At 73.7% G+C, this 25678-nt stretch carries 22 protein-coding genes and 1 pseudogene; 14 read left to right on the forward strand and 9 right to left on the reverse strand.

The features are described from left to right. Positions 1-27: 27 nt before the first annotated feature. Positions 28-789, reverse strand: a complete 762-nt coding sequence (locus N7925_RS31155) for a glycerophosphodiester phosphodiesterase (RefSeq protein WP_274345824.1) — start codon at positions 787-789, stop codon at positions 28-30. After that, entirely contained in the window at positions 786-1505 is a 720-nt protein-coding gene (gene yczE, locus N7925_RS31160) for a membrane protein YczE (protein ID WP_274345825.1), read from the reverse strand. The genes N7925_RS31155 and yczE overlap by 4 nt, the downstream gene beginning before the upstream one ends. A 102-nt stretch (positions 1506-1607) precedes the next feature. Here yczE and N7925_RS31165 point away from each other — a divergent pair, with 102 nt between their 5' ends. Next, positions 1608-3107 (forward strand): SCO1417 family MocR-like transcription factor, encoded by a 1500-nt coding sequence (locus N7925_RS31165; RefSeq protein ID WP_265602803.1) that lies wholly within the window; start codon positions 1608-1610, stop codon positions 3105-3107. 92 nt (positions 3108-3199) lie between these two features. On the opposite strand, the gene N7925_RS31170 is transcribed toward N7925_RS31165, so the two are convergent. Both N7925_RS31170 and N7925_RS31175 read right to left on the reverse strand, forming a co-directional pair. Next, the gene (locus N7925_RS31170) at positions 3200-4885 is read right to left on the reverse strand and encodes a hypothetical protein (protein WP_274345826.1); all 1686 of its coding nucleotides are present in this window, start codon (positions 4883-4885) and stop codon (positions 3200-3202) included. A 37-nt stretch (positions 4886-4922) separates the two neighbouring features. Next, on the reverse strand, positions 4923-5117 hold the full coding sequence (locus N7925_RS31175; RefSeq protein ID WP_003970432.1) for a hypothetical protein: 195 nt from the start codon (positions 5115-5117) through the stop codon (positions 4923-4925). A gap of 327 nt (positions 5118-5444) precedes the next feature. Here N7925_RS31175 and N7925_RS31180 point away from each other — a divergent pair, with 327 nt between their 5' ends. The 9 genes and pseudogenes from N7925_RS31180 (at position 5445) to N7925_RS31220 (ending at position 16524) form a co-directional block, all read left to right on the forward strand. Then, positions 5445-5837: an ankyrin repeat domain-containing protein gene (locus N7925_RS31180; protein WP_265602805.1), complete on the forward strand. Its 393-nt coding sequence runs from the start codon at positions 5445-5447 to the stop codon at positions 5835-5837. A 290-nt stretch (positions 5838-6127) separates the two neighbouring features. Then, positions 6128-7546, forward strand: coding sequence for a HEAT repeat domain-containing protein (locus tag N7925_RS31185; protein WP_274345827.1), 1419 nt, complete (start codon positions 6128-6130; stop codon positions 7544-7546). Between the two features lie 109 nt (positions 7547-7655). Further along, positions 7656-8228, forward strand: a complete 573-nt coding sequence (locus tag N7925_RS31190) for a DUF4240 domain-containing protein (RefSeq protein ID WP_274345828.1) — start codon at positions 7656-7658, stop codon at positions 8226-8228. An 85-nt stretch (positions 8229-8313) separates the two neighbouring features. Continuing rightward, positions 8314-8834, forward strand: a pseudogene (locus N7925_RS31195) (hydantoinase/oxoprolinase N-terminal domain-containing protein); the annotation flags it as partial. Continuing rightward, entirely contained in the window at positions 8808-8984 is a 177-nt protein-coding gene (locus tag N7925_RS31200; protein ID WP_274346612.1) for a hypothetical protein, read from the forward strand. The pseudogene N7925_RS31195 and the gene N7925_RS31200, both read left to right, overlap by 27 nt. Positions 8985-9029: 45 nt before the next feature. Further along, the gene (locus tag N7925_RS31205) at positions 9030-10559 is read left to right on the forward strand and encodes a hypothetical protein (RefSeq protein WP_265602808.1); all 1530 of its coding nucleotides are present in this window, start codon (positions 9030-9032) and stop codon (positions 10557-10559) included. After that, positions 10556-10714, forward strand: coding sequence for a hypothetical protein (locus tag N7925_RS31210; protein ID WP_274345829.1), 159 nt, complete (start codon positions 10556-10558; stop codon positions 10712-10714). Before N7925_RS31205 ends, N7925_RS31210 begins: the two co-directional genes overlap by 4 nt. Then, positions 10711-11655 carry a hypothetical protein gene (locus N7925_RS31215; protein WP_274345830.1) on the forward strand — a complete coding sequence of 315 codons (945 nt, stop codon included), beginning with the start codon at positions 10711-10713 and terminating at the stop codon, positions 11653-11655. The genes N7925_RS31210 and N7925_RS31215 overlap by 4 nt, the downstream gene beginning before the upstream one ends. A 96-nt stretch (positions 11656-11751) precedes the next feature. Further along, a complete protein-coding gene (locus tag N7925_RS31220) occupies positions 11752-16524 on the forward strand; it encodes a hypothetical protein (protein WP_274345831.1) in 4773 nt (1590 codons plus the stop codon). A 166-nt stretch (positions 16525-16690) separates the two neighbouring features. Here the strand turns inward: N7925_RS31220 and N7925_RS31225 are convergent, their stop codons facing one another. Then, a complete protein-coding gene (locus tag N7925_RS31225; RefSeq protein WP_322784847.1) occupies positions 16691-17044 on the reverse strand; it encodes a hypothetical protein in 354 nt (117 codons plus the stop codon). A gap of 623 nt (positions 17045-17667) precedes the next feature. Between N7925_RS31225 and N7925_RS31230 the strand changes: the two genes are divergently transcribed. The 4 genes from N7925_RS31230 to N7925_RS31245 are packed head-to-tail and all read left to right on the forward strand — an operon-like array spanning position 17668 to position 22301. After that, complete coding sequence (locus tag N7925_RS31230) at positions 17668-20823, forward strand: sensor histidine kinase (protein WP_274345832.1); 3156 nt, start codon at positions 17668-17670, stop codon at positions 20821-20823. Continuing rightward, the gene (locus N7925_RS31235) at positions 20820-21263 is read left to right on the forward strand and encodes a roadblock/LC7 domain-containing protein (RefSeq protein WP_265602814.1); all 444 of its coding nucleotides are present in this window, start codon (positions 20820-20822) and stop codon (positions 21261-21263) included. Before N7925_RS31230 ends, N7925_RS31235 begins: the two co-directional genes overlap by 4 nt. Positions 21264-21274: 11 nt before the next feature. Next, complete coding sequence (locus N7925_RS31240; protein WP_265602815.1) at positions 21275-21712, forward strand: DUF742 domain-containing protein; 438 nt, start codon at positions 21275-21277, stop codon at positions 21710-21712. Next, complete coding sequence (locus tag N7925_RS31245; RefSeq protein WP_274345833.1) at positions 21693-22301, forward strand: GTP-binding protein; 609 nt, start codon at positions 21693-21695, stop codon at positions 22299-22301. The genes N7925_RS31240 and N7925_RS31245 overlap by 20 nt, the downstream gene beginning before the upstream one ends. Positions 22302-22461: 160 nt before the next feature. On the opposite strand, the gene N7925_RS31250 is transcribed toward N7925_RS31245, so the two are convergent. The 4 genes from N7925_RS31250 to N7925_RS31265 form a co-directional block, all read right to left on the reverse strand. Next, positions 22462-23664 carry a lipid-transfer protein gene (locus tag N7925_RS31250; RefSeq protein ID WP_265602817.1) on the reverse strand — a complete coding sequence of 401 codons (1203 nt, stop codon included), beginning with the start codon at positions 23662-23664 and terminating at the stop codon, positions 22462-22464. Continuing rightward, entirely contained in the window at positions 23661-24128 is a 468-nt protein-coding gene (locus N7925_RS31255) for a Zn-ribbon domain-containing OB-fold protein (RefSeq protein ID WP_265602818.1), read from the reverse strand. The genes N7925_RS31250 and N7925_RS31255 overlap by 4 nt, the downstream gene beginning before the upstream one ends. A gap of 145 nt (positions 24129-24273) precedes the next feature. Next, a complete protein-coding gene (locus N7925_RS31260) occupies positions 24274-24675 on the reverse strand; it encodes a DUF962 domain-containing protein (RefSeq protein ID WP_265602819.1) in 402 nt (133 codons plus the stop codon). A gap of 131 nt (positions 24676-24806) precedes the next feature. Beyond that, entirely contained in the window at positions 24807-25604 is a 798-nt protein-coding gene (locus N7925_RS31265) for a M15 family metallopeptidase (RefSeq protein WP_274346582.1), read from the reverse strand. Positions 25605-25678 lie beyond the last annotated feature (74 nt).

Raw genomic sequence — 25678 nt, forward strand, 5'->3', positions numbered from 1 at the left:
CCCCTGTGGACGTGGACGGACCGGGCGTCAGGACCATGCCCCCCGCTCGCTCAGCACCGTACGCAGCGTCTCGATGTGATCGGTCATGATGCCATCCACGCCGAGGTCCAGGAGCGCCGCCATCCGCTCCGGTTCGTTCACCGTCCAGACGTGCACCTGGAGCCCGAGGGCGTGCGCCGTGCGGACGAAGCGCGCGTCCACCACCGGGACGCCGCCCTGCCGCTCCGGGACCTGGGCGCAGACCGCGCCCGCGCGCAGCGCCGCCCGGATGCCGTACGAACGCAGGCGCAGCCCCAGGACGCCGCGCACCCCGTACGACGTGGCCAGCCGGGGGCCCGCCAGGCGGTGGGCGCGGGCCACCCGGGCCTCCGAGAACGAGCCGACGCAGACCCGGTCCCAGGCGTCGGTGCGGCGGATCAGGCCGAGCAGCGGCTCCAGCGCCGATTCCGCCTTGAGGTCCACGTTCCACCGGGCTTTCGGGAACTCCTCCAGCAGTTCCTCGAAGAGCGGAAGCGGTTCGCCGCCCCCGACCCGGGCCCGGCGCACCTCGCTCCACGGCAGCGCGGAGATCCGGCCCCGGGCGTCGGTGACCCGGTCCAGCGTGGCGTCGTGGAAGGCGACCAGACGGCCGTCCGCCGTGGTGTGCACATCGGTCTCGAAGTAGCGGTAGCCCGCCTCGGACGCCCGGCGGAAGGCGGTCGCGGTGTTCTCCACGCCGTCCGCCGCCCCGCCGCGATGGGCGAAGGCGATCGGCGCCGGGTGGTCCAGATAGGGGTGGCTCGGATTCACTGCGGCAGTATGGCCTGCCCGGATGCCGGGTCGGCAACAGGGCCGGAACCGGCGGGCGGCGCGGTGGTGGACGGCTCGCCCGAGGCGACGGTGACACCGGGCCCGGAGGGCTCGGGGAGCGCGAACATCCGCAGGAAGAACTGGGCCAGCGGACCGATGGCCAGCGCGTACAGCACCGTGCCCGCCCCCAGCGAGCCGCCCAGCAGGAATCCGGTCACCACGACCGCCACCTCGATCGCCGTGCGGACCAGCCGGATGGAACGCCCGGTGACCCGGTTCAGCCCGGTCATCAGCCCGTCGCGCGGCCCGGGACCGAACCGGGCCGCGATGTAGAGACCGGTCGCCACCCCGTTGAGCACGATGCCCAGGACCATGACGGGCGCGCGGAACCCGAGTCCGTCCAGGTCGCCGACCACGGCGAGCGTCCCGTCCATCGCCAGCCCGACCACGAAGACGTTCGAGACCGTGCCGAGCCCCGGCCGCTGGCGCAGCGGGATCCACAGCAGCAGCACCACCGCGCCGATGATGATCGACACCACGCCGATCGATATCCCGGTCAGCTCCGCGAGGCCCTGATGCAGCACGCCCCACGGCTCCAGGCCCAGTCCGGCCCGGACCAGGAGCGCGGAGCTCGCCCCGTACAGCGTCAGGCCGACGTACAGCTGGACCAGCCGCCGGGTGAGGTGAGTGGTGCTCCGGCCGGTGGTCCTGGCCACGTTGTGCCCCCTGCTGTAGTGGTAGTGGACTGCTTCGTGCCACTCTGTGGCAGGGGATCGGTCACCAACTATGGCCAATACGAGGAAGGTGGACTGATTTTGATGGCGCAGTGGACGTCGACGGTGGGGGCGGCCCAGCTCGCCCGGCAGCTCCGGTCGCAACAGGCCCGGCCCACCGGACCGGGCGGCCGCAAGCCGCCCGCCTACCGTGCGCTCGCCGACGGGGTGCGGCTGCTCGTCCTGGAGGGCCGGGTCCCGGTCGCCGCCCGCCTCCCCGCCGAACGCGAACTGGCCCTCGCCCTGGCCGTCAGCCGTACGACCGTCGCGGCGGCCTACGAGGCGCTGCGCGCCGAGGGCTTCCTGCAGTCCCGGCGCGGCGCCGGCAGCTGGACCGCCGTCCCGGCCGGCAACCCGCTGCCCGCCCGCGGCCTCGAACCACTGCCGCCGGAGTCGCTCGGCTCGATGATCGACCTGGGCTGCGCGGCCCTGCCCGCGCCCGAGCCCTGGCTGACCCGCGCCGTCCAGGGGGCGCTGGAGGAGCTGCCGCCGTACGCCCACACACACGGCGACTACCCGGCCGGACTGCCCGCCCTGCGGCAGATGATCGCCGACCGGTACACGGCGCTCGGCATCCCGACCATGCCCGAACAGATCATGGTCACCACCGGCGCGATGGGCGCCATCGACGCGATCTGTCACCTCTTCGCGGGCCGCGGCGAACGGATCGCGGTCGAGTCCCCCAGTTACGCCAACATCCTCCAGCTGATGCGCGAGACGGGCGCCCGCCTCGTCCCGGTCGCGATGGAGGAAGGGCTCGGCGGCTGGGACATGAACCGCTGGCGCCAGGTGCTGCGGGACGCCGCGCCCCGGCTCGCCTATGTGGTGGCCGACTTCCACAACCCCACCGGCGCGCTCGCCGACGAGCAGCAGCGCCGGGACCTGGTGGACGCGGCCCGGTCCGCCGGAACGGTCCTGGTCGTCGACGAGACCATGAACGAACTCCGCCTGGACGCCGACGTCGACATGCCGCGCCGCGTCTGCGCCTTCGACCCGGCGGGCAGCACGGTCCTGACCGTCGGCTCGGCCAGCAAGGCCTTCTGGGCCGGCATGCGCATCGGCTGGGTGCGGGCGGCCCCCGACGTCATCCGCAGCCTGGTCGCCGCCCGCGCCTACGCCGACATGGGCACCCCCGTCCTGGAACAGCTCGCCATCAACTGGCTCATGGGCACGGGCGGCTGGGAACAGGCCGTCGAGGTCCGGCGCGGCCAGGCGCGGGAGAACCGGGACGCCCTGGTCGCGGCGGTGCGCCGGGAGCTGCCGGACTGGGAGTTCGCCGTGCCGCGCGGCGGCCTGACGCTGTGGGTGCGCACCGGGGGCCTCTCCGGATCGCGGCTGGCCGTGGCGGGCGAACGGGTCGGCGTCCGGGTGCCTTCGGGCCCCCGCTTCGGGGTCGACGGGGCCTTCGAGGGCTACGTACGGCTGCCGTTCACGGTCAGCGGGCCCGTCGCGGACGAGGCGGCCGTACGGCTGGCCGCCGCGGTGGACCTGGTGCGCTCCGGGGCGGGCGTGGGGGCCGACGCCCCGCGCAGCTTCGTGGCCTGAGGGTCTCTGGACCTCGCGCAGGCGACCGCGGGCGGGAAGTGGACCATCGATGGTCCACTTCCCGCCCGCGGTGGCGCGGCGGTGCTCCCCGTTCAGCTCTCGGCGCCCGCCGGCTGCGCCTGTGCCAGCGGCTCGGACGGCCTGGCCTCGGCGACCATCGCCTCCACCGGAACGGCCTCCACCTGAGGGGCCGCGGCTTCCACCGCCACGGGGACCTGCTCCGTCGGGGGGCCCTCGTCGGCGGGCTCCCTCGCCGGAGCCGCCTCCATCGGGGGGTGCCGGTCGGGCAGCAGGTCGAGCACCGCCTGCCGGTGCGCCTCGCTCGTGGCGTCGTCGTACGGGTCCGGGGTGGCGGGCACCTGGAGCCGCAGGACCGGGCCCGCGCCGAGGCGGACGTAACCGCGCCCCGCGGGGACCTCGGGTGGCGGCGTGGTGTGCGGTTCGGTTCCGAGGACGGCCTCGATCTGCTCGCGGGAGGCCGGCCCGAGGACCGCGCGGGCGCGGGTGTGGGTCGTGACGGTCTCGGTGAGGGTTTCCAGCGCGTCGAACTGCTCGGCCAGCACGACGGTGACCTGGGCGGCCCGGCCGTGCCGCAGCGGGATCCGGAGCAGCTCCAGCGGGTCGGGCCTGCCGTCGGCCGCCGCGAGATGACCCAGGGCGCCGGGGCGGTCCAGCAGGATCCACAGCGGGCGCCGGATGTCGTCCGGCACGGGGTGGCCGCTCTGCCGGGCCCGGTTGGCGGCGATCAGCCGGCGCTCCGTCTCGTGTGCCGCCCACTCCAGTGTGGCCAGCGCCCCACCGAGGCCGGACTCCACGGCGAGGACGCCGCCGCGCCCGGCGAGGGCGCCGTACTCGCCGGTGCCGCTGCCGTCGACGACGATGACGTCGCCGTCCCGGAGGGCCTGGAGGGCGATCGAGCGGACCAGGGTCGTGGTGCCGCCGCCGGGCTGTCCGACGGCCAGCAGGTGCGGTTCGGTGGAGCGGCCGCCGGTCCGCCAGACCACGGGCGAGGCGTCCACCGTCATGTCGCCGTCGCGCACGGGGACGGTGCGCGAGACGGCGTCCGGGTCGGTGAAGCCGAGCACCGTCTCGCCGGGGGCGGTGACGAAGCGCTGGGCGGCGATCGTCGTGGGGAGCGCGTCCAGCACGGTCATGACGAGGCGGTTGGCCTCCTCGTCCCAGCCGAAGTGGTATTCGCGACCCCGGCCGGACTTGGTGTGGAGCAACTGCTCGATGCGGGAGCGGGCGGCCGGCTCGCCGTCCGTGAAGTACGCGGGGTAGGAGACCCGCAGACGGGTGGGCCGCCCGTCGGCGTCGAAGGCGTACCCGTCGAAGGCCTTCGTCCAGTCGCCGCCGTGGGCGAACAGCGGGTCGGGGTCGTCGGGCGTCGAGAAGTACGGCACGAGCGCCTCGTACAGCGACCGCAGACGCGCGGTCTCCGCGTCGTCGGGCCCGGTCCTCACCGGGGTCCGCTCCCGCCCCTTCCACGCGGCAGCGCCCATCACCGTGACCAGGGCCAGGATCGGCCCGTAGGGGACGAGCGCCACCACGAGCACGCAGGCCGCGCCGAGGAGCAGCTTGGGACCCCGCCGCTCCTTGGGCGTCGCGACCCACTTCCGCCGGCCGGACACGGCCAGCAGCCGTAGTCCGCGGACCACGGTGATCAGCGGATGGAGGACATCGGTGGCACTGTCGGCGGCCGTGCGCGCGATCTCTTTGCTGCGCGTGATCGAAGCGCTGCCGCTGCTCAGAATGCGGGGGAGTGGTCGCCGTGCCACATCGGTCTCCTGTAGGGGTGGGAGCGGTCGCGGAGCGTCAGAACTTGATCCCGCCCAGCAGGCCGGCGAGGCTCGCGCCGCCCGCCGTGATGCTCGGTGCGATCGCGGTACCGGCCAGGTAGAAGCCGAACAGGGCGCAGACGATGGCGTGGGAGGCCTTGAGTCCGTCCTTCTTGAAGAACAGGAAGACGACGATGGCGAGCAGTACCACGCCCGAGATGGAAAGGATCATGAGCGGTTCTCTCCTGGTTGAAGGGGACAGTCACCATGAGTCCTTCCAGGATCACGAGAAGTATCTATACGACAAAAGGTGCAATCGGGTGAATATGCCGCGCTTTCACTTGACTGGCTCACAGAAGCAGGCCCCCGGGGAGCGGCATCACCTCGTCCGTGCCGGGCAGGATCAGCCGCGGTGATCCCTTGCCGCATCCGGGCCGGGTCATGTCGGCCCTGGAGCAGTACCCTGTCGATTCACTCGTACGGTCCCGTGCCGTACTCCCCACCAGGTCAACCGCGGCGGTCACAGCCGTGGCAGCAGTCAAGGAAGGCGGTCCGTCCGATGAGCGAAACCCCTGATCCCGAGGTGGTCGAGCTGGCGACCAAGGTCTTCGACCTGGCCCGCGCCGGCGACACCGAGGCGCTCACCGCGTACGTCGAGGCCGGAGTCCCCGCCAACCTCACCAACGACCGGGGCGACACGCTGCTCATGCTCGCCGCCTACCACGGGCACGCCGGGACGGTCGCCGCCCTCGTCGCCCGTGACGCCGACCCGGACCGGGCCAACGACCGGGGCCAGACCCCGCTGGCCGGAGCCGTCTTCAAGGGCGAGGACGCCGTCGTCGACGCGCTGCTCGCCGCCGGCGCCGACCCGGCCGCAGGAACACCGTCCGCGCTGGACACGGCCCGGATGTTCGGCAAGACCGACCTGCTGGAACGCTTCGGTGCCCGGTGAGACGCCGGCGGGCGCGCCCCGTCGCGCGTCCGCCGTGGGCTCCGCTGACCGGTCCGTCGTAAATGTGGTCGCGGTGGCGAAATGGCTGGGTCATCATGACGTCGCGGGCCCGCTCAGGGCCACCGACGAGAGGCAGAGGAAGATGCTCTACACCAGGCGAAAGACGGCGGTCGGCCGATCATGTCACTGCGCGGCGTAACGGTGTCCCCCCGGACACTCCCGCGTGCCGAGAGGCACGGGGCACTGCACAGTCCCGGTTGCGTCGACAGCTTGATGTGAGGCTTTCTCCCATGTTCGATCCGTTCATAGCGCCGAGCGGCACCCTGCTCGGCCTGTTGCAGAGGGGCCGCGGCGACGGCACGCTCCACGCGCTCGCCGCACCGCGCCCCGAGGCCCTCGCGGCTCTCAACCACTGCGTCGTGAGCGACCCCCGTCACGACTGGCAGGTGGAGAACCGCTCTCTCTACTACGCGCGCCTCTACCTCGACCTCGACGGTGGTATCGAGGAGATCGAGCGACACCTCGCCGATCCCGACGACCACCTCGACACGGACGACTCCCGGACCGGTCTGGCGCTGTCCGTCCTCGGCCACCTCGCCTCCTACGGGCGCGACGACGCCCTGGCCCTGCTCCGCCGCTACGCGGCGACCGGAGCCAACTGGGCCTGGGCCCTGGACGAACTCGCCCTGCGCGACGACGACGCCGGCCTGCGCTCCCTCGCGCTGCCCGTCCTCGCCCGCTTCCCGGCCACCGACCAGGGCTCGGCCGACCTCGCCGCCGCCGTACGGGACTCCTTCGAGCCGCGCCCCTGGCGGCTGTGGGCCGACGACCCGCGCGCGGCGGTCGGCGCCCGGGTCAGGGCCGCCGGCGAACAGGGCTCGTTCGACCGATGGCAGCGCCAGATGCGCCCCGGGGGTCCCCGCCCCGGCTGGAGCGTCCAGGCCGTCTTCGACTGGGCCCAGCAGGCCCTGGAGCGCGGCAGCGAACTGCACGTCCCCGCGGCCCGCTGCCTCTCCGCCGTCGCCGGACCCGACGACCTGCCCCTGATCGTCGAGGCCGCCCGCAGCGGCCCCGAAGGCGCATGCTGCGCCGCCCTGCACTATCTCGCGGAGGCGGGCGACCCCGCCGTCCTCGACCTCATCGAGGCCGCCGCCGTCAGCCCCGCCCGCACCGTCGCCGACACGGCCATCGCCGCCTTCGAGCGGATGACCTGCGACGACGCCGTGGAACGGGCCCGGCGCTGGGCCCACCGCCCCGACGCCCTCGGGGCCTCGGCCGCCGGAGTGCTCGCCTGCCGAGGCACCGCCCAGGACGCTCCCCAAGTCCTCGGCGCGCTGCGGGAGGCCGTACGCGGCGACGGACCCGACGCCCCCCGGCTGTGGACGCTGGTCGACGGAGCGGGCCGCCTCGGCATCGCCTGCGCCTCGCCCGTGCTGCGCCACGTCTACCGCGAGACGTCCTCCTCGCACCTGCGGGGCAGGGCCGCCCGCGCCCTGGCCGCCACCGACCCGTCCTACCCGACCGGGTTCGCGGTGGAGTGCCTCTGGGACTGCGAGGAGACCACCCGCGAGGTGGCCGCCCTGCACGCCGAGACCGGAGACGTCCGCGTCGCCGAACGCCTGCGCCGCCTCGCCGCCGACCCGGCCGAGGAGGCCGAGGTCCAGACGGCGGTACGGAGCCGGATCGGGCCGGACGCACCGGCTCTCTGACCGCGGGAGCGGGGAGTCCGGGAGTCCGGGAGGACGCGGAGCTAGGGCGGACGCGGCCGGTGGCCTAGGAGGAGGGGCGTTGTCAGACCCTCCTCCTAGGCTTCTCCCCATGGACGTCAACGAGTGGTGGGGGCTCGTCGAGCGGGCTCGCGACGCGGCCGGGGACCGGGCGGACGACCGGGACCCGCCCGACGACCCCTTGCCCGGAGCCCTGACCGACGTACTCGCCTCCCTGGAGCCGGCGCGGATCACGGCCTTCGCCGTCACCGCCGTGGACGTGACCCGGTCCGCCTACCGGTGGCCCCTGTGGAACGCGGCCTACCTCATCGAGGGAGGCTGCGGCGACGACGGCTTCATGGACTTCCGCGACGGGCTCGCCCTGCTCGGCCGGGAGACCTTCACCCGAGCGGTGGCCGATCCGGACACGCTGGCCGGACTGCCGGTGGTGATCCGGATGAGCCGGGGAGAGCGCGGCTGGATCGGATACGAGTCCCTGAACGCCCCGATCGCCGAGGCCTACCACCGTCTCCGGGGCGAGAGTGCCTCCCTCGACGCCGCAGTCGAAGCGGCGCTGCGCGACCGCATACGCCCGGCGGACCCGGCGGGCGAGAGCTGGGACGCCGAGGACGCCACCGCGAACCGCCGCCATCTGCCCCGGCTGGCAGCGCTCTTCCAGGACTGAACCCCCTGCGGGTGCTCCGTCCCCGCGAGGTCCCTGCGGACGCTCCGCCCCTGCGAGCCCGCGGGCGCGGGCACAGAAGGGCGCCATGACCGGACGCTGGGAGTTCCGGATCGACCGGGGCGGCACCTTCACCGATGTGGTCGGCCGCCGCCCCCACGGCCGCCTGATCACCCGCAAGCTCCTCTCCCACGACCCCGACCGCTACGACGACGCGGCCGTCGCCGGAATCCGGCTGCTCCTCGGCCTGGACCCCGGCGAACCGGTGCCCGTCGACCGGGTCGCCGCCGCCCGGATGGGCACCACCGTCGCCACCAACGCCCTGCTGGAACGGCGGGGCGAGCCGACCGTGCCGCTGACCACCGAGGGCTTCCGGGACGCACTGCGAATCGCCTACCAGAACCGGCCCCGCCTCTTCGACCGGCACATCGTCCTGCCCGAGGCCGTCCACGAGCGCGTGATCGAGGTCCCCGAACGTCTCCACGCCCACGGCCGCACCGTACGCCCCTGGAAATCGCCCCCGTACGCGAACAGTTGCGCGCTGCCCACGCCGACGGTCTGCGCAGCGCCGCCGTCGTCCTGATGCACGGCTGCCGCCACCCCGCCCACGCCGACGGTCTGCTGGTCCCGCTGGAGGGCTGCGACACCGTCGAACTGGACGCCGGAGACGTGCTCGTGGTGCGCACACCGGGCGGCGGCTACGGACCCGCGCGGACTCGGCCGCTCGCACCGGACGCTCACGCGGGGCCGGTCGCATAAACGCCGTTTCGACCGTTGTCGGTGCGAGGACCTAATCTGTCCCACGTGACTTCGCCTGCCTACCCGGACACCGCCTCGCCGCAGCTCAGCGCGGGGCCGCGGCCTGCCCCGGGCCCCGCCGCCGACGAGGGGCTGTCGCGGCGGCTGCGCGCGCTCGCGTGCACGGCGCCGCTGCACGACCTCGACGTCCGCAAGGCGAATCTGGCCGGCGAGTACACGGTGTACGCCATGGCGGAGGTCGCTCTCGCCGCGATCGACCACGTCACGCTCAACATGGACTTCGACACCGGAGCCGACCACGACCAGATAGTGGCCAGACTGCTGCCCCGGGTCGGCGCCCAGGCCCCCGACCGCCCCGTCGCCGAGCACGAACGGGTCGCCCGCTGGGTCCTGGAGAACCTGATCAACGTCGGCAGCGTCGACCGCGGCTTCCGCGCGGTCTACGGCACCTTCGGCCCCGACGGGGTCTACATCCGCCGGGACTACGACTTCAAGCTCATCGAAGAGGTCCCGGGCTACGGCGGCACGGTCTACCTCCGCGCCACCGACGAAGCGGTCAACGTCCTGGTCGGCGCGTTGGACACGGATGTCACCAGCGCCCAGATCGCCGCCGAGGTCAAGCTGGAGGTCCTCATCAGCCGGGGCCGCCTCGCCGACGCCCAGCTCGCCGCCGAACAGGCCCGCTACCGCACCGTGCAGTACGCCGAGACCCTGCGCCGGACCCTGGAGGCCACCCGGCGCAACGTCCGCGCCGTCGACTGGCTCCACACCGTCCCGGACATGATCGCCGAGGCCCTGGACCACGTGGCCGACCGCTACCGCCACGAGAACGCGATCCTCACCAACATCCGCAAGGCACGCGACGAGGCCGAGGAGCCCGAGCACAAGCGCCGGGCCGCGGAGCTGGTCGACATCGTCAAGGACTGCATCCGCCGCCACACCCAGCTCCAGTCCCGGCTCCTGGAGGCGGGCCCCCTCTTCCGCGCGGAGCAGGACCGGCAGGCGTTCGCCCCACCCGCCGCCCACACGGGCCTCGACCTGTACGGGCAGCTCCTCGCCCCGCTCCTCCCCCTCCCCGTCGAACAGTCCACCCGCGCCACCGACGCGTTCTTCGCCCACGGCACCGGACTGCGCACCCCCACCTCCGTACGGGTCGCGGACCTGGTCGACCTGCTGCTCACCCCGCCGCTGGAGCGCGAGCACCTGGGCGCGGAGATGCCCGAGCCCGACCTCATCGCCACGCCTGACGACAGCCGGTTCAGCGAGGAGCAGCTCGCCCGCGCCATGACCCTGCTCGACCTGGAGCACGACGCCCCGCGCCGGCTCTCCGGACTGCTCGCCGAAGCCCGCGGCACCGGAGACACCGACCTGCCGTACCTGGTCGCCCTGCTCGCCGTCCACGCCGCCAGCCCGCCGGTCGGCACCGCCTACCGTCAGGGCGAACGTCGCCTGCTGTTCGCCGTGGACGACGGGGCGCAGCTGGACGACCCGGAGTTCGGCGGCGCCGACCTGATCGTGGGTACCGCCCTGCTGGACGCCGTCGGCATGGCCGCCGACCGCAAGGAGGCCTCATGACCGGCCCCGCGGCGTCCGCCGCGCACCGCCCCGCCGCGTCCGTAGTGACCGGCCCCGCCGCGTCCGTCGTGAACAGCCCCGCCCTCTCCGCCGTGACCGGGCCCGCCCTCCTGCCGCACCCGCACGTTTTCCGTACCGAGGAGTCCCAGCCGTGAGCGACCACGACGCCGAGCACACCGACGCGTGGACCGAGCCCTCCGCGCACGCCGGGCCCGCCTTCCCGCACGCGGGCGACTCCGCGCACCAGGGGGCCGCCGAGCCCGCCGGGCAGACGCCCGTCACCCCGGCCGACGCCGCCGACGCAGCCCGCCTGGTCTCCTTCGGGCTCCAGCCCAAGCTGCTGCCCGCCCGCGACGCCGAATACGCCGACCTGCTGCGGCGCTACCGCGAGGAGAGCGCCTTCGCCCGGCTCGCCGACGCCGTCGCCACCGGCCTCGGCCTCATCGTCCTGGAGGTCTCCCCACGCGCCGGGATGGCCGTGACCGCGGGCGAGGACTCCGTCTTCGCCGTCCGCATGGGCGACTACGCCCGCCGCGCATCGTCCGACTCCGCCGACCGCTTCCTGCACGGCCTCGCCCACCTCGCCGTCGCCGCCCTGGCCTTCCCCCGCCCCGAGGACCTCGCCGACGACGCGTACATCGGCCGCATCACGGTCAACGGCGTCGACGCCTTCGTACGCCAGGCCTGCCGACGGCTGGAGGAGCGCGCCGAGGAACAGGGCGACAACACCGACCCGGCCAGTGACGCCCCCGGACTCGAAGCCGGCTGGCGAATCTACGCCCGCCGCAGCTCCACCGGCGCGACGAAGGACGCCCGTCGGCTCGCCGGATCCACCACCGGCATCATCGGCAAGGCCGTCGCCTTCCTCACCGACTCCGGCTTCCTCCAACGGACCGGCGACGACGCGGGCGGCGCCTACCGCACCACCGCCCGCTACCAGCTCCAGGTCCGCGACCTGGCGGGCAGCGCCGCCATGGCCGAACTGCTGGAGCTCGGCGTCGTTCCCGTCACCGACGGCTCCGCCACCCTGCTGCCACCGCCCGACCCCGACAGCATGGAGCTGGCCGCCGACGCGGGCCTTCCCTTCCACTCCTGACCTTCCCTTCTGACCTGACCGGCCGTTCCCTACCGGCTCGCACGTCCCGCACCTGCCGCTCCGCCCCTGCTCACCGAACGACGAGAGTCCGCCGCCATGTACGAGTTGTCCCGGGTCCGCCTCTACTCCATCGGGCCTGCCGGTGCGCGCTACGCCGACACCGTCCTCGACCTGCGCGGCGTCGGCGCACCCGTTCCCAGCCCCGCCCCCGCCCAGGCGGAGTTCTTCGAGGACGAGCCGGTCGGCCCGCCCCGCCGCCCCGCCCCCGCGGGCGTCCTCTTCCTGGAGAACGGCGGCGGCAAGTCCGTCCTGCTCAAGCTGATCTTCTCGGTGATGCTCCCCGGCCACCGCAACACGCTCGGCGGTGCCAGCTCCGGCGTGCTGCGCAAGTTCCTCCTCGCCGACGACTGCGGGCACGTCGCCCTGGAGTGGCAGCACACCCTCACCGGTGAGTGCGTCGTCGTCGGCAAGGTCAGCGAGTGGCGCGGCCGTCAGGTCTCGGGCGACCCCCGCAAGTTCGCCGAGGCCTGGTATTCGTTCCGGCCCGGCCCCGGGCTCACCCTGGACAGCCTGCCCGTCGCCGAGTCCTCCGCCGTGGGCCGCCCCGCCGAAGGCGTCTCCGGCGCACGCGGCAGGCGGCGCACCATGAAGGGCTTCCGCGACGCGCTGATGGACGCGGGCAAGTTCTATGCCCACCTCGACGTGCACTGGGAAGAGATCCACGACCGCTGGAACGAACACCTCGGCGACCTCGGTCTCGACCCCGAACTCTTCCGCTACCAGCGCGAGATGAACTCCGACGAGGGCGAGGCCGCCGGACTCTTCGCGGTGAAGAAGGACTCCGACTTCACCGACCTCCTGCTCCGCGCCGTCACCGACACCCGCGACACCGACGGACTCGCCGACCTGGTCAGCGGCTTCGGCAACAAGCTGGGCCGCCGCGCCGAGCTGACCGCCGAACGCGACTTCACCGCGGGCTCCGTCGACCTCCTCAACCGGATCGTCGAGGCCACCGACACCCGCGCCCGCGCCCGCGACATCCACGCCGGCGCCGAACGCCGCTCCCGCACCCTGGCCCGCCGGCTGACCGCCCGCGCCGCCGAGGAGCGCGGCCGCACCGCCGAGCTGGCCGAACGGGTCACCGCCGCCGCCCACACCGTCACCGAGGCCGAGTCCACCCGGGGCAGCCGTTCCCTGATCGCCGCCGAACTCGCCTACCGGCACGCCTCGCTGGCCCTGACCGCCGCCGAGAAGAGCGCCGCCGCCGGCCGCAAGGAGCTGGTCGAGGCCCGCACCCTGCACGCCGCCTGGCAGGCAGCCGAAGCCGTCCTGCGCCACCGGGCGGCCGCCGACCGCTCCGCCAGGGTCGCCGTCGCCATCCGCGAAGCCGAGCGCGACGCCGCCCCCGCCCTCGCCGCCCGCTCCGCCGCCGCCACCGACCTCGTCCGCGCCCTGCACCGGGCCGCCGAGGAGGGTGAGCGCGTCGCCAACGACGAGGAGGAGCGCTCCGACACCCTCCAGGCCACCGGCGAACGCGCCCACCGCGACGCCACCGTCGCCGCCACCGAGGCCCAGCGCGCCCGCAGCGAGGCCGGACACCTGCGCCAGCGCCTCGCCGAAGTGGGCCAGGAGACCGCCGAAGCCGTCAGGGCGGGCTGGCTCGACGACACCGCGCCCGACGCCGACCCCGCCCGCGCGGCCCTCGCCGCCAGCGACGCCGAACAGTCCGCCGTCGCCGCCTGGGACGCCGCCCGCGACGCCGCGCGCGCCGCCGCCGACAACGCCCGCGAGGCGGCCGTCGCCGAGAGCCGCGCCGATCTGACCGCCGCCCGCGCCGCCGACGGAGCCAGGGCGGCCGAGCAGAGTTACGAGGACGAGCTCCGCGCCGCCGAATCCATCGCCGCCGACCCCCGCCTGGGCGACCTGCTGGGCCTTCCGTCCGGCACCGGCGTCCCGCACCCCCGCAAGGAAGCCGTCGACGAGCCGTCCGGACCGGACCGGGGATCCGGCGCCCGCCCCGGCCCGGGGGCGGACGACGGCACGGCCGCCTCCGCCGAACCGGCCGCCGATCGCGCGGTGGCCCTCGCCGACCAGCCCGCCGCCACTCAGCAGCCGCTGACCGCCGAGGAGTTCGACCGCAGCGCCGACGAGCTGCGCGACCTCCTCGACCAGTCCGTCGCCGCCGCCGAACGCCGCCTCTTCGACCTGCGCACCGCCGCCGCCGACGACGCCCGCATCCTCGGCGCGCTCGGCGAGGGCGGGCTGCTGCCGCCAGGACCCGACGTCCTGGCCACCGTCGAATACCTGGGCGAGCACGGCATCCCCGCCCTGCCCGGCTGGCGCTATCTCGCGCAGGCCGTCGACCCGGCCGACCACGCCGCCGTCCTCGCCGCACGCCCGGAGCTCGTCGACGGCGTCGTCATCACCGACCCCGACGCCCACACCCGCGCCCGCGAGGTCCTCGGCGGCGCGGCCCTGCTGCCCCGCTCCGCCGTGGCCGTCGGCACCGCCGCCGCCCTCCTCGCCCCCGTCCCGGCCCCCGGCACCGGCTCCGACGCGCAGCACGACGGCGTCTTCCTCGTCCCGCCGAACCCGGCCATGCACGACGAACACGCCGCCGACGAGGAACGCCACGCGCTGCGCAGCCGCGCCGCCGCCCGTGACGAGGACATCAGGACGCTCGCCGCCCGCCTCTCCGGGGACCGCGCCCTCGCCGCCCGCATCGGCTCCTGGCGCGCCGACTGCCCGCCGGGCATGCTCACCGAACTGGCCGAGGCCGCCGCCGGCGCCCGTACGGCGGCCGAGAGCGCCGAAGCCGTCCTCGCCGAGGCCCGCACCGCCCGCGCCGAGGCCGACGAGGCCGCCGCCGACACCGCCCGGGTCCGCGACGAGCGCCAGGAAGCCGCTCAGCGGGCCCGCCGCGCCGCCGACGCCCTCGCCGGACTCGCCCACCGGCTGCGGGAGCGGGCCGGCTGGCAGGTCCGGCTGCGCGAACTGGTCGACGAGGCCGCCGAGTCCGAGGCCCGTGCCGCCGTCTGCCTCGACCTCGCCCGCGCCGCCGACGAGGACCGCAGGGCCGCCCAGCGCGCCGGGGACGACGCCCGCCGCACCGCCCGCGCCCTCCGGGCCGAGCGCGCCGAGATCGCCGGCGTCCCCGAAGTCCTCCCCGAGGAGGACGCGTCGAAGGCCCGCACCGCCCTGCCCACCCTGCGTGAGGCCTACCGGGCCGCTTCCCAGCTGTACGAGAAGGTCGGCGTCGGCGCCGACCTGCGCGCCGAACAGGCCCGCGCCGAGAGCGACGAGAGCGCCGCCCTGGCCGAGCTGGACCGCCTCACCAACAAGGTCCGCACCCGCGCCGCCCAGTTCCTGGAAGGGACCGACGGGGCCGACGGGCCGTCCCGCCAGGCCGCCACCGCCCGCGCGGAAGCACACGTCCAGCTCCTGGAGACCCGCGCCTCCACCGCCAGCGAGCACCTGGGACGGCTGCGCGGCGAGGCCGAACGGCTCGCCCCCGGCGACGAACGCCCCCACCACACCGAGCTGCCGGACGACCTGGTCCCGGCCGACGCCGAAGGGGCCCAGGCCCTCCTGCGTACCGCCAACGGCGAACTGGCCGAAGCCACCGCCACCCTGGACACCGCCCGCGCCGCCCACAGCGAGCTGCTGCACGCCCACCGCACCGCCGAGGACTCCGTAGGCGGCTTCGACGAGACGGCGGCCCTGCTGCGGGACCTCCTGCGCGACCACGGCACGGAGGACGGGTCCGAGCACCCCGACCCCTACCCCGGCACGCTGGAGGAGGCCCGGCAGTCCGCCGCAGAGTCCCGCCGCTCCCTGCGCGGCTGCAACACCGACCTCTCGGCGGCCGAGAGCGCGGTCCGGGAAGCGAGCGACGTCCTCGTCCGGCACGCCAACTCCACCCGGTACGAACAGGTCCGCACCCCGGCCCGCCAGCAGATCCGCGAGCTGCCCGCCTCCGCACTGCCCGAGCACGCCCAGAGGTGGGCCGACGCCTTCGCCCCCCGGCTCCGCGTCCTCACCGACGAACTGATCCAGCTGGAACGCAACCGCGACTCGATCGTCGACCGGCTGCGCGGTCTGGTCGACTCCGCGCTCACCACCCTGCGCTCCGCCCAGCGGCTCTCCCAGCTCCCCGAAGGTCTGGGGGAGTGGTCGGGGCAGGAATTCCTCCGGATCCGCTTCGAGGAACCCGACCAGGCCACCCTCACCGAACGCCTCGGCGAGGTTGTCGACGAGGCCACCCACGCCGCCCTCAAGAAGAATTCCGACCTGCGCCGGGACGGTATGTCCCTGCTGCTGAGGGGCGTCGAGGCGGCGCTGCGGCCCAAGGGCATCGCGGTGGAGATCCTCAAGCCGGACGCCGTGCTGCGCGCCGAGCGCGTCCCCGTCGGGCAGATGGGCGACGTCTTCTCCGGCGGGCAGTTGCTCACCGCCGCCATCGCCCTCTACTGCACGATGGCGGCGCTGCGCAGCAACGACCGGGGCCGCGACCGCCACCGTCACGCGGGCACCCTGTTCCTCGACAATCCGATCGGCCGCGCCAACGCCACGTACCTGCTGGAGCTCCAGCGGGCGGTGTCGGACGCGCTGGGCGTGCAACTGCTCTACACGACCGGCCTGTTCGACACGACCGCGCTCGCCGAGTTCCCCCTCGTCATCCGGCTGCGCAACGACGCGGACCTGAGGGCGGGGCTCAAGTACATCAGCGTGGAGGAGCATCTGCGTCCCGGTCTGCCGCAGCAGGACCCGGACGGAGAGACGGTCCACGGCGAGATCACGGCGACCCGCATGTTCAGGAAGAACGAGCAGACGGCCGCCGAGACCCCGCCACCACGGCCCGGCTCCTGAGGGGATTGGACTGTCCCGCCGGCGATGACGCTCCGCGATAAGGCCCGCGGATCACGCTCGCGGATCAGGCCTGCGGACCTGCCTGCGGGCCACGCCTGCGGATCTGCCTGCGGGCCACGCCCGCGGATCAGGCCCGCGGACCACGCCTACGGACCACCCCCGCGCATCACGCCCGGGAGAGGTCTCCGGTCTTCCGGCGGCCGTCTATGCCACCGCCTGTGCCGTCCCGCTCGGCCGCCCGCTCGGCCCGGCGGGACCGCCGCCGCTCACGACGTATCTGCCGGGCCGAACTGCTCGGCGCCGACACCACGCCGTTGCGCTGGATCCACACCTGCCGCGTCACCCAGACATCGAGCACCGCCCAGGTGGCGACCACCGTGCTGGCCACACTGCTGAGGACCATCGGGAAGGCCAGCCAGGAGCCGGTCAAGGTGCTCAGAAAGGCGACCATCGCCTGGATGATCGTCAGCGACATGATGAGCACGGCGCGCACGGCGGCCGTCCGCACCGCGTCGGGCATCCGCCGCTTCGACGCCGGCTCCTCCACCCACAACTGCCGCGGCACCCGTGCCCCGTCCGCGGCTTCCCTGTCCGCGGCCGCCGGTGCTCCGGCGCTCCCGCGTTCCTGCGTGCTCAAGGACCTTCAACTCCCCACCACTGTCCGACTTCAGGGTGGCTGCCCGGCTTGCGCCGGTTCTACGCGGGCGGAACACGTCCGCCCTGCCGCGCACGACCCCACCGTGCGTCTACCCCGTACATATGGACGAACCACCCGTCCCGAAGATTCCCCTGGAAAACGCCCGCAGGGCACAGAAGGGCACGGAGCGAAGAATTCCAGCCAACTGATACGTGCCGGTACCGACAGGTCCGGTCGGTATCCTCTGTCGCTTTCGCGAATTTCATCTCCGGGAATACCGGGACAACTCATGATCAAGTCCAGGGTGGACGGCTGAAAATCATCCGGACGTGTCTTCGAGTTGTCTCTGTGTCGGTAGTAGGCTCGCGCCGTTTATTGACGCAGGACGGACCTCGCCCGCGTCCGCCCGATGCGCGCCGGTGTACGCACGGTGCGCGGCGGGGCAGGGCCGAGGGACGACCGGGAGAAGAACACCCCCGCGGTGCGGGGCCGATCTGGGGGAGGCCATGCGCTTTCGCGGGAAGTCGATCCGCAGGAAGATCGTGGCGTTGCTGCTGGTGCCGCTCGTCTCCCTCACAGGCCTCTGGGTCTTCGCGACCTACATCACCGGCCGTCAGGCCGACGAGCTGATGAGCGCCGGATCCATCGTGGAGAAGGTCGGCCACCCGCTGGAGGACGCCGTCCGAGCCGTCCAGGACGAGCGACGGCAGACACTGGTCTTCCTCGCCGATCCCCGGGCCTCCGACGCGCTCCCCGTCCTCATGGGCCAGCGTGCCGCCACCGACCGCATTGTGGGCGAGGTCAGGGAGAACGCCCGGGAGCAGGACGTCCAGGAGGCGCTGACCGCCTCCGACGCGAGCCGCCTGGACGCGATCCTCAGCGCCGTCGACGGACTGGACGCCCTGCGCGAATCGGTCGAGAAGCGCACCATCAGCCGTGCCAGGGCGCTGGACTTCTACAACGGCCTGGTCGACCCGTCGTACCGCTTCCTCAACGGACTCCACACTCTGGAGAACGTGTCGATGGACCAGCAGATGCGGGCCTTGGTCGGAGTCTCCCGGGCCCGGGAGATGCTCTCCCGCGAGGACGCGCTGATCGCCTCGGGCCTCATCGCGGGCCGCTTCACCACCTCCGAACTGCGCCAGATATCCGGCCTCGTGGCCCAGCGCGAGCTGCTCTACGAGGTCAGCCTGGACAACCTGCCCGCAGCCGAGCGCCGCCGCGTCGAGCAGTTCTGGGGCAGCCCCGACACCGAACCGCTGCGCACCGCCGAGGACGCCCTGATCGACGCAGGTCCGACGGAACGTCCCGGCGCCGTCGACGCCGACCGCTGGGAGAAATCGGCCGTCACCGTCCTCGACCGGCTGGCGGGCGACGCCAAGGAGATGGGCAACCGTTTCCAGGACCGCGCCGAACCGGCCGCCTACCGGGTCCTCGCCCAGGCCGGGATCGCCGGAGTCCTCGGCTTCCTGGCCCTGATCGTCTCGGTCTTCGTCTCCGTACGTATCGGCCGTGAACTCGTCCGCGACCTCTCCCGCCTGCGCAAGGACGCCCACGAGGTCTCCGGTGTCCGGCTGCCCAGCGTCATGCGCAGGCTGGCCTCGGGCGAGCAGGTGGACGTCGAGACCGAGGCCCCGCACCTCAGTTACGAACCCGACGAGATCGGCCAGGTCGGACAGGCGCTCAACACCCTTCAGCGGGCCGCCGTCGAGGCCGCCGTCAAACAGGCGGACATGCGGCGCGGCGTCTCCGAGGTCTTCGTCAACCTCGCCCGCCGCAACCAGGTCCTCCTGCACCGCCAGCTCACGCTCCTGGACGCGATGGAGCGCCGTACCGAGAACGGCGACGAGCTGGCCGACCTGTTCCGCCTCGACCACCTCACCACCCGCATGCGCCGCCACGCCGAGGGCCTCGTGATCCTCTCCGGCGCCGCCCCCTCCCGCCAGTGGCGCAAGCCCATCCAGCTGATGGACGTCGTGCGGGCGGCCGTCGCCGAGGTCGAGGACTACGAACGCATCGAGGTCCGGCGCCTCGCCCGGATCGGCGTGGGCGGCCCCGCCGTGGCCGACCTCACCCACCTGATCGCCGAACTCCTGGAGAACGCCACCGTCTTCTCACCCCCGCACACCGCGGTCCAGGTGCACGGTGAACGCGTCTCCAACGGCTTCACGCTCGAAATCCACGACCGGGGCCTCGGCATGGCGCCCGAGATCCTCCTCGACGCCAACCTGAGGCTCGCCGAGACCCCCGACTTCGAACTCTCCGACACCGACCGGCTGGGCCTGTTCGTCGTCAGCCGGCTCGCCCAGCGGCAGAACGTCCGCGTCTCCCTGCAGAAGTCGCCGTACGGAGGCACCACCGCGGTCGTGTTCATCCCCGCGGCGCTGCTCACCGACGCCCCCGACACCCACGGCACCGGGTTCCGCCTCGACCGCCGGGCCGAGCGGGCGATCGGCAGCGGCCGGAGCTCCGACGCGGCCCCGGGCGCGCGGAGCGCGGCCCCGGGCGCGGAGCGCCGCGTCAACGGCAGGTCCCCGGCCCTGTCTCCCGTGCCCACCGGGCTCACCGCACCGGGCGTCCTGGACGGGCCGGTCGAGCTGGAGCCGCCGGTCGGCCCGCTGGACCTCACCGGCGACCCGCTGGACCGATCGCCGGATCCCGCACTGGACCCGGCCCTCGGCCCGGTCCTGGACGGCGTGTCCGACCTGGAGGACACCGAGAGCGAGCGAGGCGGCATCTTCCGCGCCCGTGACCTGCGCCGCGAGGGCGACCGCGAGCCCCACCGCGAAGAGCCCGGCTCCATGCGCCGGGCCACCGACCGGGACCAGCACCAGCAGGCCCGCGACCACGGCGACGAGCCCTCGGCGCAGGTGCGCCCGATGCGCCCCGCGGGGCCCGTCCCGCTGCCGCGCCGTACCCCGCCGACGCTGGTCACCGACCGGGGCCGCCGGGTCGACGATCAGGGCGACGACCCGGGCGAGACCCCCGCGAAGACCACCGGCCCGGTCCCGCACACCGCCGACCGCGAGCCCGAGGCGGCCGGCAGGTCCCGGACCACCGACGCGCCCTGGACCGTACGAGCAGCTGTACACCGTGGGACAGAGACGCACCGTGGGACAGAGACGCACCGGGCGGAAGAGACGTCCCACGCGACGGAGCCGTCCCGTGCGAAAGAGACGCCCCGTGCCCAGGTGTCGTTCCGTGCCAAGGAGCCGTCCCGTGCGACAGAGGCATCCCGCGCCACGGAAGCACCGCGCGTCACGGAGCCGTCCCCGGCCCCCGGGGCACGGCACGACAGGAATCCGGCGCCGGCCGGACCACCCGCGCCCGACACCGTGGGCGGACTGCCCCGGCGGGTCCGGCAGGCCAGCCTCGCCCGCCAGCTCCGCGAGGAATCCGCGGACCGGACTCCGCAGCGGGCGCCCGTGGACACGTTCGACGACGGCGAGCGCGACGCGGACGAGGTACGCGACCGCATGGCCTCCCTCCAGCGGGGCTGGCAGCGCGGCCGTCGGCAGAACGCCGCCGAATCCACGGCGAACACCGATCCCACCGATCCCACCGCGAACACCGAGCACACCGCATCCATCGCGAACACCGAAGACACCGGCGGCCCCGGTGGCACAGCACCAGGAACCACTCCGGGAGGGGACGGTCGATGACCGCACCGAACGCCGCAGCACACAACCCCGCCCGCCAGGGCTCGGGCGAACTGAACTGGCTGCTCGACGAACTCGTCCAGCGCGTCGCGAGCATCCACAAGGCGCTGGTGCTCTCCAGCGACGGACTCGCCACCGGGGCGTCGGGCGACCTGACCCGTGAGGACAGCGAGCATCTCGCCGCCGTCGCCTCCGGGTTCCACAGCCTCGCCAAGGGAGTGGGCCACCACTTCGACGCGGGCCGGGTCCGCCAGACCGTCGTCGAACTGGACGAGGCCTTCCTCTTCGTGACGGCCGCCGGCGACGGGAGCTGTCTCGCCGTCCTGGCGGACGCCGACTCCGACGTGGGCCAGGTCGCGTACGAGATGACACTGATGGTCAAGCGCGTGGGGGCCCATCTGGCCAACGCCCCACGGACGACCGGTCTGCCCGCCGGAGGGTGAGGGTGGCGGGCATGAGCGCCGAATCCCCCCGGGGCACCGGCCCCGGATCCACGGACGGGGCCGTCGACCCCCAGGTCTCGCGGTGGTACGACGCGGAGGCGGGACCGGTGGTCCGCCCGTACGCGATGACCCGCGGGCGCACCAGCAGCGCCTCCCGTCACCGCCTCGACCTGATCGCGCTCGTTGTGCCGGAACCGGCCGCCGACGATCCCGGCCGGGACGAGACGCTCGCCCCCGAACATGTGGCGATCGTCGAACTCTGCAGCGACATGCCTCAGTCGATCGCCGAGCTCGCCGCCGAACTCGACCTTCCCGTAGGGGTGGTACGGGTCCTGGTCGGCGACCTCGTCGAGGACGAGCTGGTGCATGTCACCCGACCCGTTCCACCGGCCGAGCTGCCGGACGTGAACATTCTTCGCGAGGTTATCAATGGCCTTCGGGCGCTCTAGCCGCCGCAAACAGCGGCACGTCGAGCCCGTCACCCTGAAGATCCTGGTGGCGGGAGGGTTCGGCGTCGGCAAGACGACTGCGGTCGGCTCGGTCAGTGAGATCAGGCCGCTGCGCACCGAGGAACGCCTCAGCGAGGCGGGCCGCCCGGTGGACGATCTGGCGGGGGTCGAGTCCAAGACCACCACCACGGTCGCGATGGACTTCGGCCGGATCACGCTGCGGGAGGACCTGGTCCTCTACCTGTTCGGCACGCCGGGCCAGGACCGCTTCTGGTTCCTGTGGGACGAACTGGCCCAGGGCTCCCTGGGCGCGGTCGTCCTCGCCGATACCCGGCGCCTCGAGGACTGCTTCGCCGCGGTCGACTACTTCGAGCGCAGGCGGATCCCGTTCACGGTCGCGGTCAACACCTTCGAGGGCGCGGAGCGGTTCCCGACGGAGACCGTGCAGGCCGCCCTCGACCTCGACCCCGAGGTCCCGGTGCTCGTCTGCGACGCGCGCGACCGGTCCTCCGTCCGCGACGTTCTGGTCGCGGTCGTGGAGCACGCCCTGGAGCGCGCGGCACGGGCCCGCGAACCCGTCGCCACCTGAGCCGGGGGATGCCCTGGCGCGCCCCGGTACGCGTACGGCCCGTACCCCCGCCGACAGGGGTACGGGCCGCACGTCGTCCGGCGGACCGGGCCCCGAGTGTTCTGCGGCGGTGACGCCCAGTCAAGTAAAGGGCGGGGAAAACATGGTGGGGGCGGCCCGCTCAGCGCACCGCCACCACCGCCGAGCCGTGCCCGAACAGCCCCTGGTTCGCTGTGATGCCGACCCGTGCGCCCGGTACCTGCCGCTCCCCGGCCCGTCCGCGCAACTGCCCGGTGAGCTCGCAGACCTGCGCGATGGCCTGGGCGGGGACGGCCTCGCCGAACGAGGCGAGACCGCCGCTCGTGTTCACCGGAACCCGGCCGCCCAGCGCGGTCGCCCCCGTCCGCAGCAGCTTCGCTCCCTCACCGGGACCACAGAGCCCGAGGTCCTCGTACCACTCCAGCTCCAGGGCCGTGGACAGGTCGTAGACCTCGGCCAGTGAGAGATCCTCCGGCCCGATCCCCGCCTCCTCGTACGCGGTCCGCGCGATCGAGGCGCGGAAGCTCTCGGGGGAGGGGGCCACCGCCACCGCCGAGTCCGTGCCGATGTCCGGCAGGTCCAGGACGGTCCTCGGGAACGTGGGCGTCACGGTGGAGACGGCCCGGATCCGCACCGGATCCCGCACCCCGCGACGCCGCGCGAACTCCATGCTGGACAGCACCAAGGCGGCGGCTCCGTCGGACGTGGCGCAGATGTCCAGCAGCCGCAGCGGATCGGCGACCATCGCGGAGGCGGCGACCTCCTCGGCGGTGACCGGCACCCGGTAGCGGGCGTACTCGTTCAGCGCTCCCGCCGCCGCGTTCTTCACCTTGACCAGGGCGAAGTCCTCCTGGGTGTCCCCGTACAGCGCCATGCGGCGACGGGCGTACAGCCCGAAGTAGGCCGGATTCGTCGCCCCGAGCGCCCGGAAGCGCAACCAGTCCGGGTCGTCGGGCCGCTCCCCGCCCGCCGGGGCGAAGAACCCCTTGGGCGCCGCGTCGGCCCCCACCACCAGCACCACGTCCGCCAGTCCCGCCAGGATCTGCGCCCGCGCCGTGTCGATCGCCTGAGCCCCGGAGGCGCAGGCCGCGTACACGGACGCCACCCGCGCCCCCTGCCACCCGAGCGCCCGGGCGAACGTCGCCCCCGCCACGTACCCCGGATAGCCCCCGCGCACCGTCTGCGCGCCCACCACCGACCGGACCTCGGGCCAGCCGATGCCCGCGTCCGCGAGGGCGGCGTGCGCGGCGATCCGCCCGTACGTGACGAAACCGCGCCCCCACTTGCCCCACGGGTGCATCCCGGCCCCGAGGACGGCCACGTCGCCGGCCCTCCCGCCGGTCATGAACCGGCCCCTGCCGCCGCTACGGGACGCCAGTGCCAGGTCGTGTGCACGACTCCCGTCGCCCGGTCCTCGTCCAGGACACCCGGTACGACCTCCACCACCGAGCCGACGGGGAGATCGGCCACGGCCACCCCCGGGGCGGCCTGCCCCAGCACCACCATGCGCTCGGCGGCCAGCTCGACGGCGACCAGGGTGTACGGAGTCCAGGGCGCCTCGGGGTCGCTGACGTACGGGGGAGGGGGCCGGTAGCGCCCGTCGGTGCAGGACCACACCGTGCCCCGCTTCGACAGCGGAGCCTCCTCCAGCTCGCCGCCGGGGCAGCCCGGGTTGCGGCAGTGGCCGTCCTCCCGGGGGAAGTGCACCGACCGGCAGTCGGAGCACCGGGTGCCCAGCAGCCGGAAATCCTCCTCCGCGGCGTCCTCGGTGAACCAACCGGCCACCACGGGTATGCGCGTGCGCGACAAAGCCCCTCCCGGCACTGAATCTGACGGAACGTCAGAAGTGTGCCACGGGCGCCCTCGTCCGGCGAGGGGTCCGGCCCGCCGACCCTGGCCGAGCCCGGCCCGCCGACCCGCCCCGGCGCGCCGACCCGCCCCGGCGCGCCGGGCCTCAGCCGCGCCCGTCCCCGCCCTGCCCGTGTTCACCCCCGCCGGTACTCCCGCCCTCGCCGTGCTCCGCCAGCCACTTCGCCGCGGTCTCCGCCAACTCCGCGTCCCGGCCCGCGAGCATCGTCCGGATCATCTGCGCGTCACCGCGCAGCGACCACGCCGGATGCCCGAACGTGGCCGGGTTGTTCTTCTCGATCAGGAAGTGCGCGGGCCACGCCGTGCCGTAACCGATCAGCGGCAGAGCCGCGAGATAGCGTTTCCGGCCCCGCGCGAGCCCGTACGCGGAGATCGCGAGCCCGGTCAGGGTGCCGGTGAGATGGACCCAGCGGGTGGCAGCACGGGAGTGCATCGCGACGTAGTACGGCCAGAATTCCTCGTACGTATCGAACGTCTGCTGTGACATACGGGCACCGTAGCCGCCCGATCGGCAACCGAACACGCCGCTTTCGCGTCCGAGATGAAGAACGGGCGGCCGGAGCCCACGGGGGTGGTCCCGGTCGCCCGTTCCCCACCCCTCGGGGCGACTGTTTTCGGTCAGCGCCCGGCGACCGAGCGGCGGTGCACCGGGAAGTCGAAATACGTGTCCGGGAACGGCTCCGGCCTGAACGTGAAGTGCCACCACTCCTCCGGCAGGTTCACGAACCCCACCTCGCTCAACGTCCGCTTCAGGAACTGCCGGTTGGCGCGCTGAGACCCCTGGACCCGGGGATCGTCCGTGTGCGACAGGGTGTCGAAGCAGTCGTAACCCGTGCCCATGTCCACCGAGTTGTCGGGGAACCGCACGTCCTTCGGCGCGAAGCAGGGGGCCAGCGGCTCGCCCGGACGGTACGGCCCGGTCGGCAGGGCGGGGAGCCGGACCAGGGTCAGGTCCACCGTGCTGCCCCGGCTGTGCCCGGACTTCTCCGCGATGTAGCCGTCCTCGAACAGCCGGTCCTTGTCGACCCGCGGATAGAACTCCCCCTTCATGGTCTGGTCGTCGAGGTCCTTCGCCCACCGCACGAAATGGTCCACCGCCCGCTGTGGCCGGTAGCAGTCGTACACCTTCAGTGAGTACCCCTGAGGCAACAGCCGCCGCTGCGCCAGGTGCAGGGCACGGGCGGCCGGCCGGGTCAGGATGCAGACCGGCTGCCGGTATCCGTCCACCCTCTCGCCGAGGAAGGTGTGCGCCGTGGTGTAACGCATCTCCTGGATGATCGTCGGGTCCACCGAGCGCAGCGCCACGAACTCCTCGGGAGCTTTCGGTTCGGGGCGCGCCTGCGCCGCGGGGGAGAGGGCGGTGACGGCGAGGAGGGCGGCGGCCGTGGCGGCCAGAGCACGCAGAGCGGTACGCATTCCTGTCATGGGCACACCGTCTATCAGCTTCGTGGCCTCCGGGAAAGGACACGGCGTCGCTTCCCCCGGAAATC

Origin of the sequence: Streptomyces sp. CA-278952, from assembly GCF_028747205.1 — a bacterium.
Classification (GTDB): Bacteria; Actinomycetota; Actinomycetes; order Streptomycetales; family Streptomycetaceae; genus Streptomyces.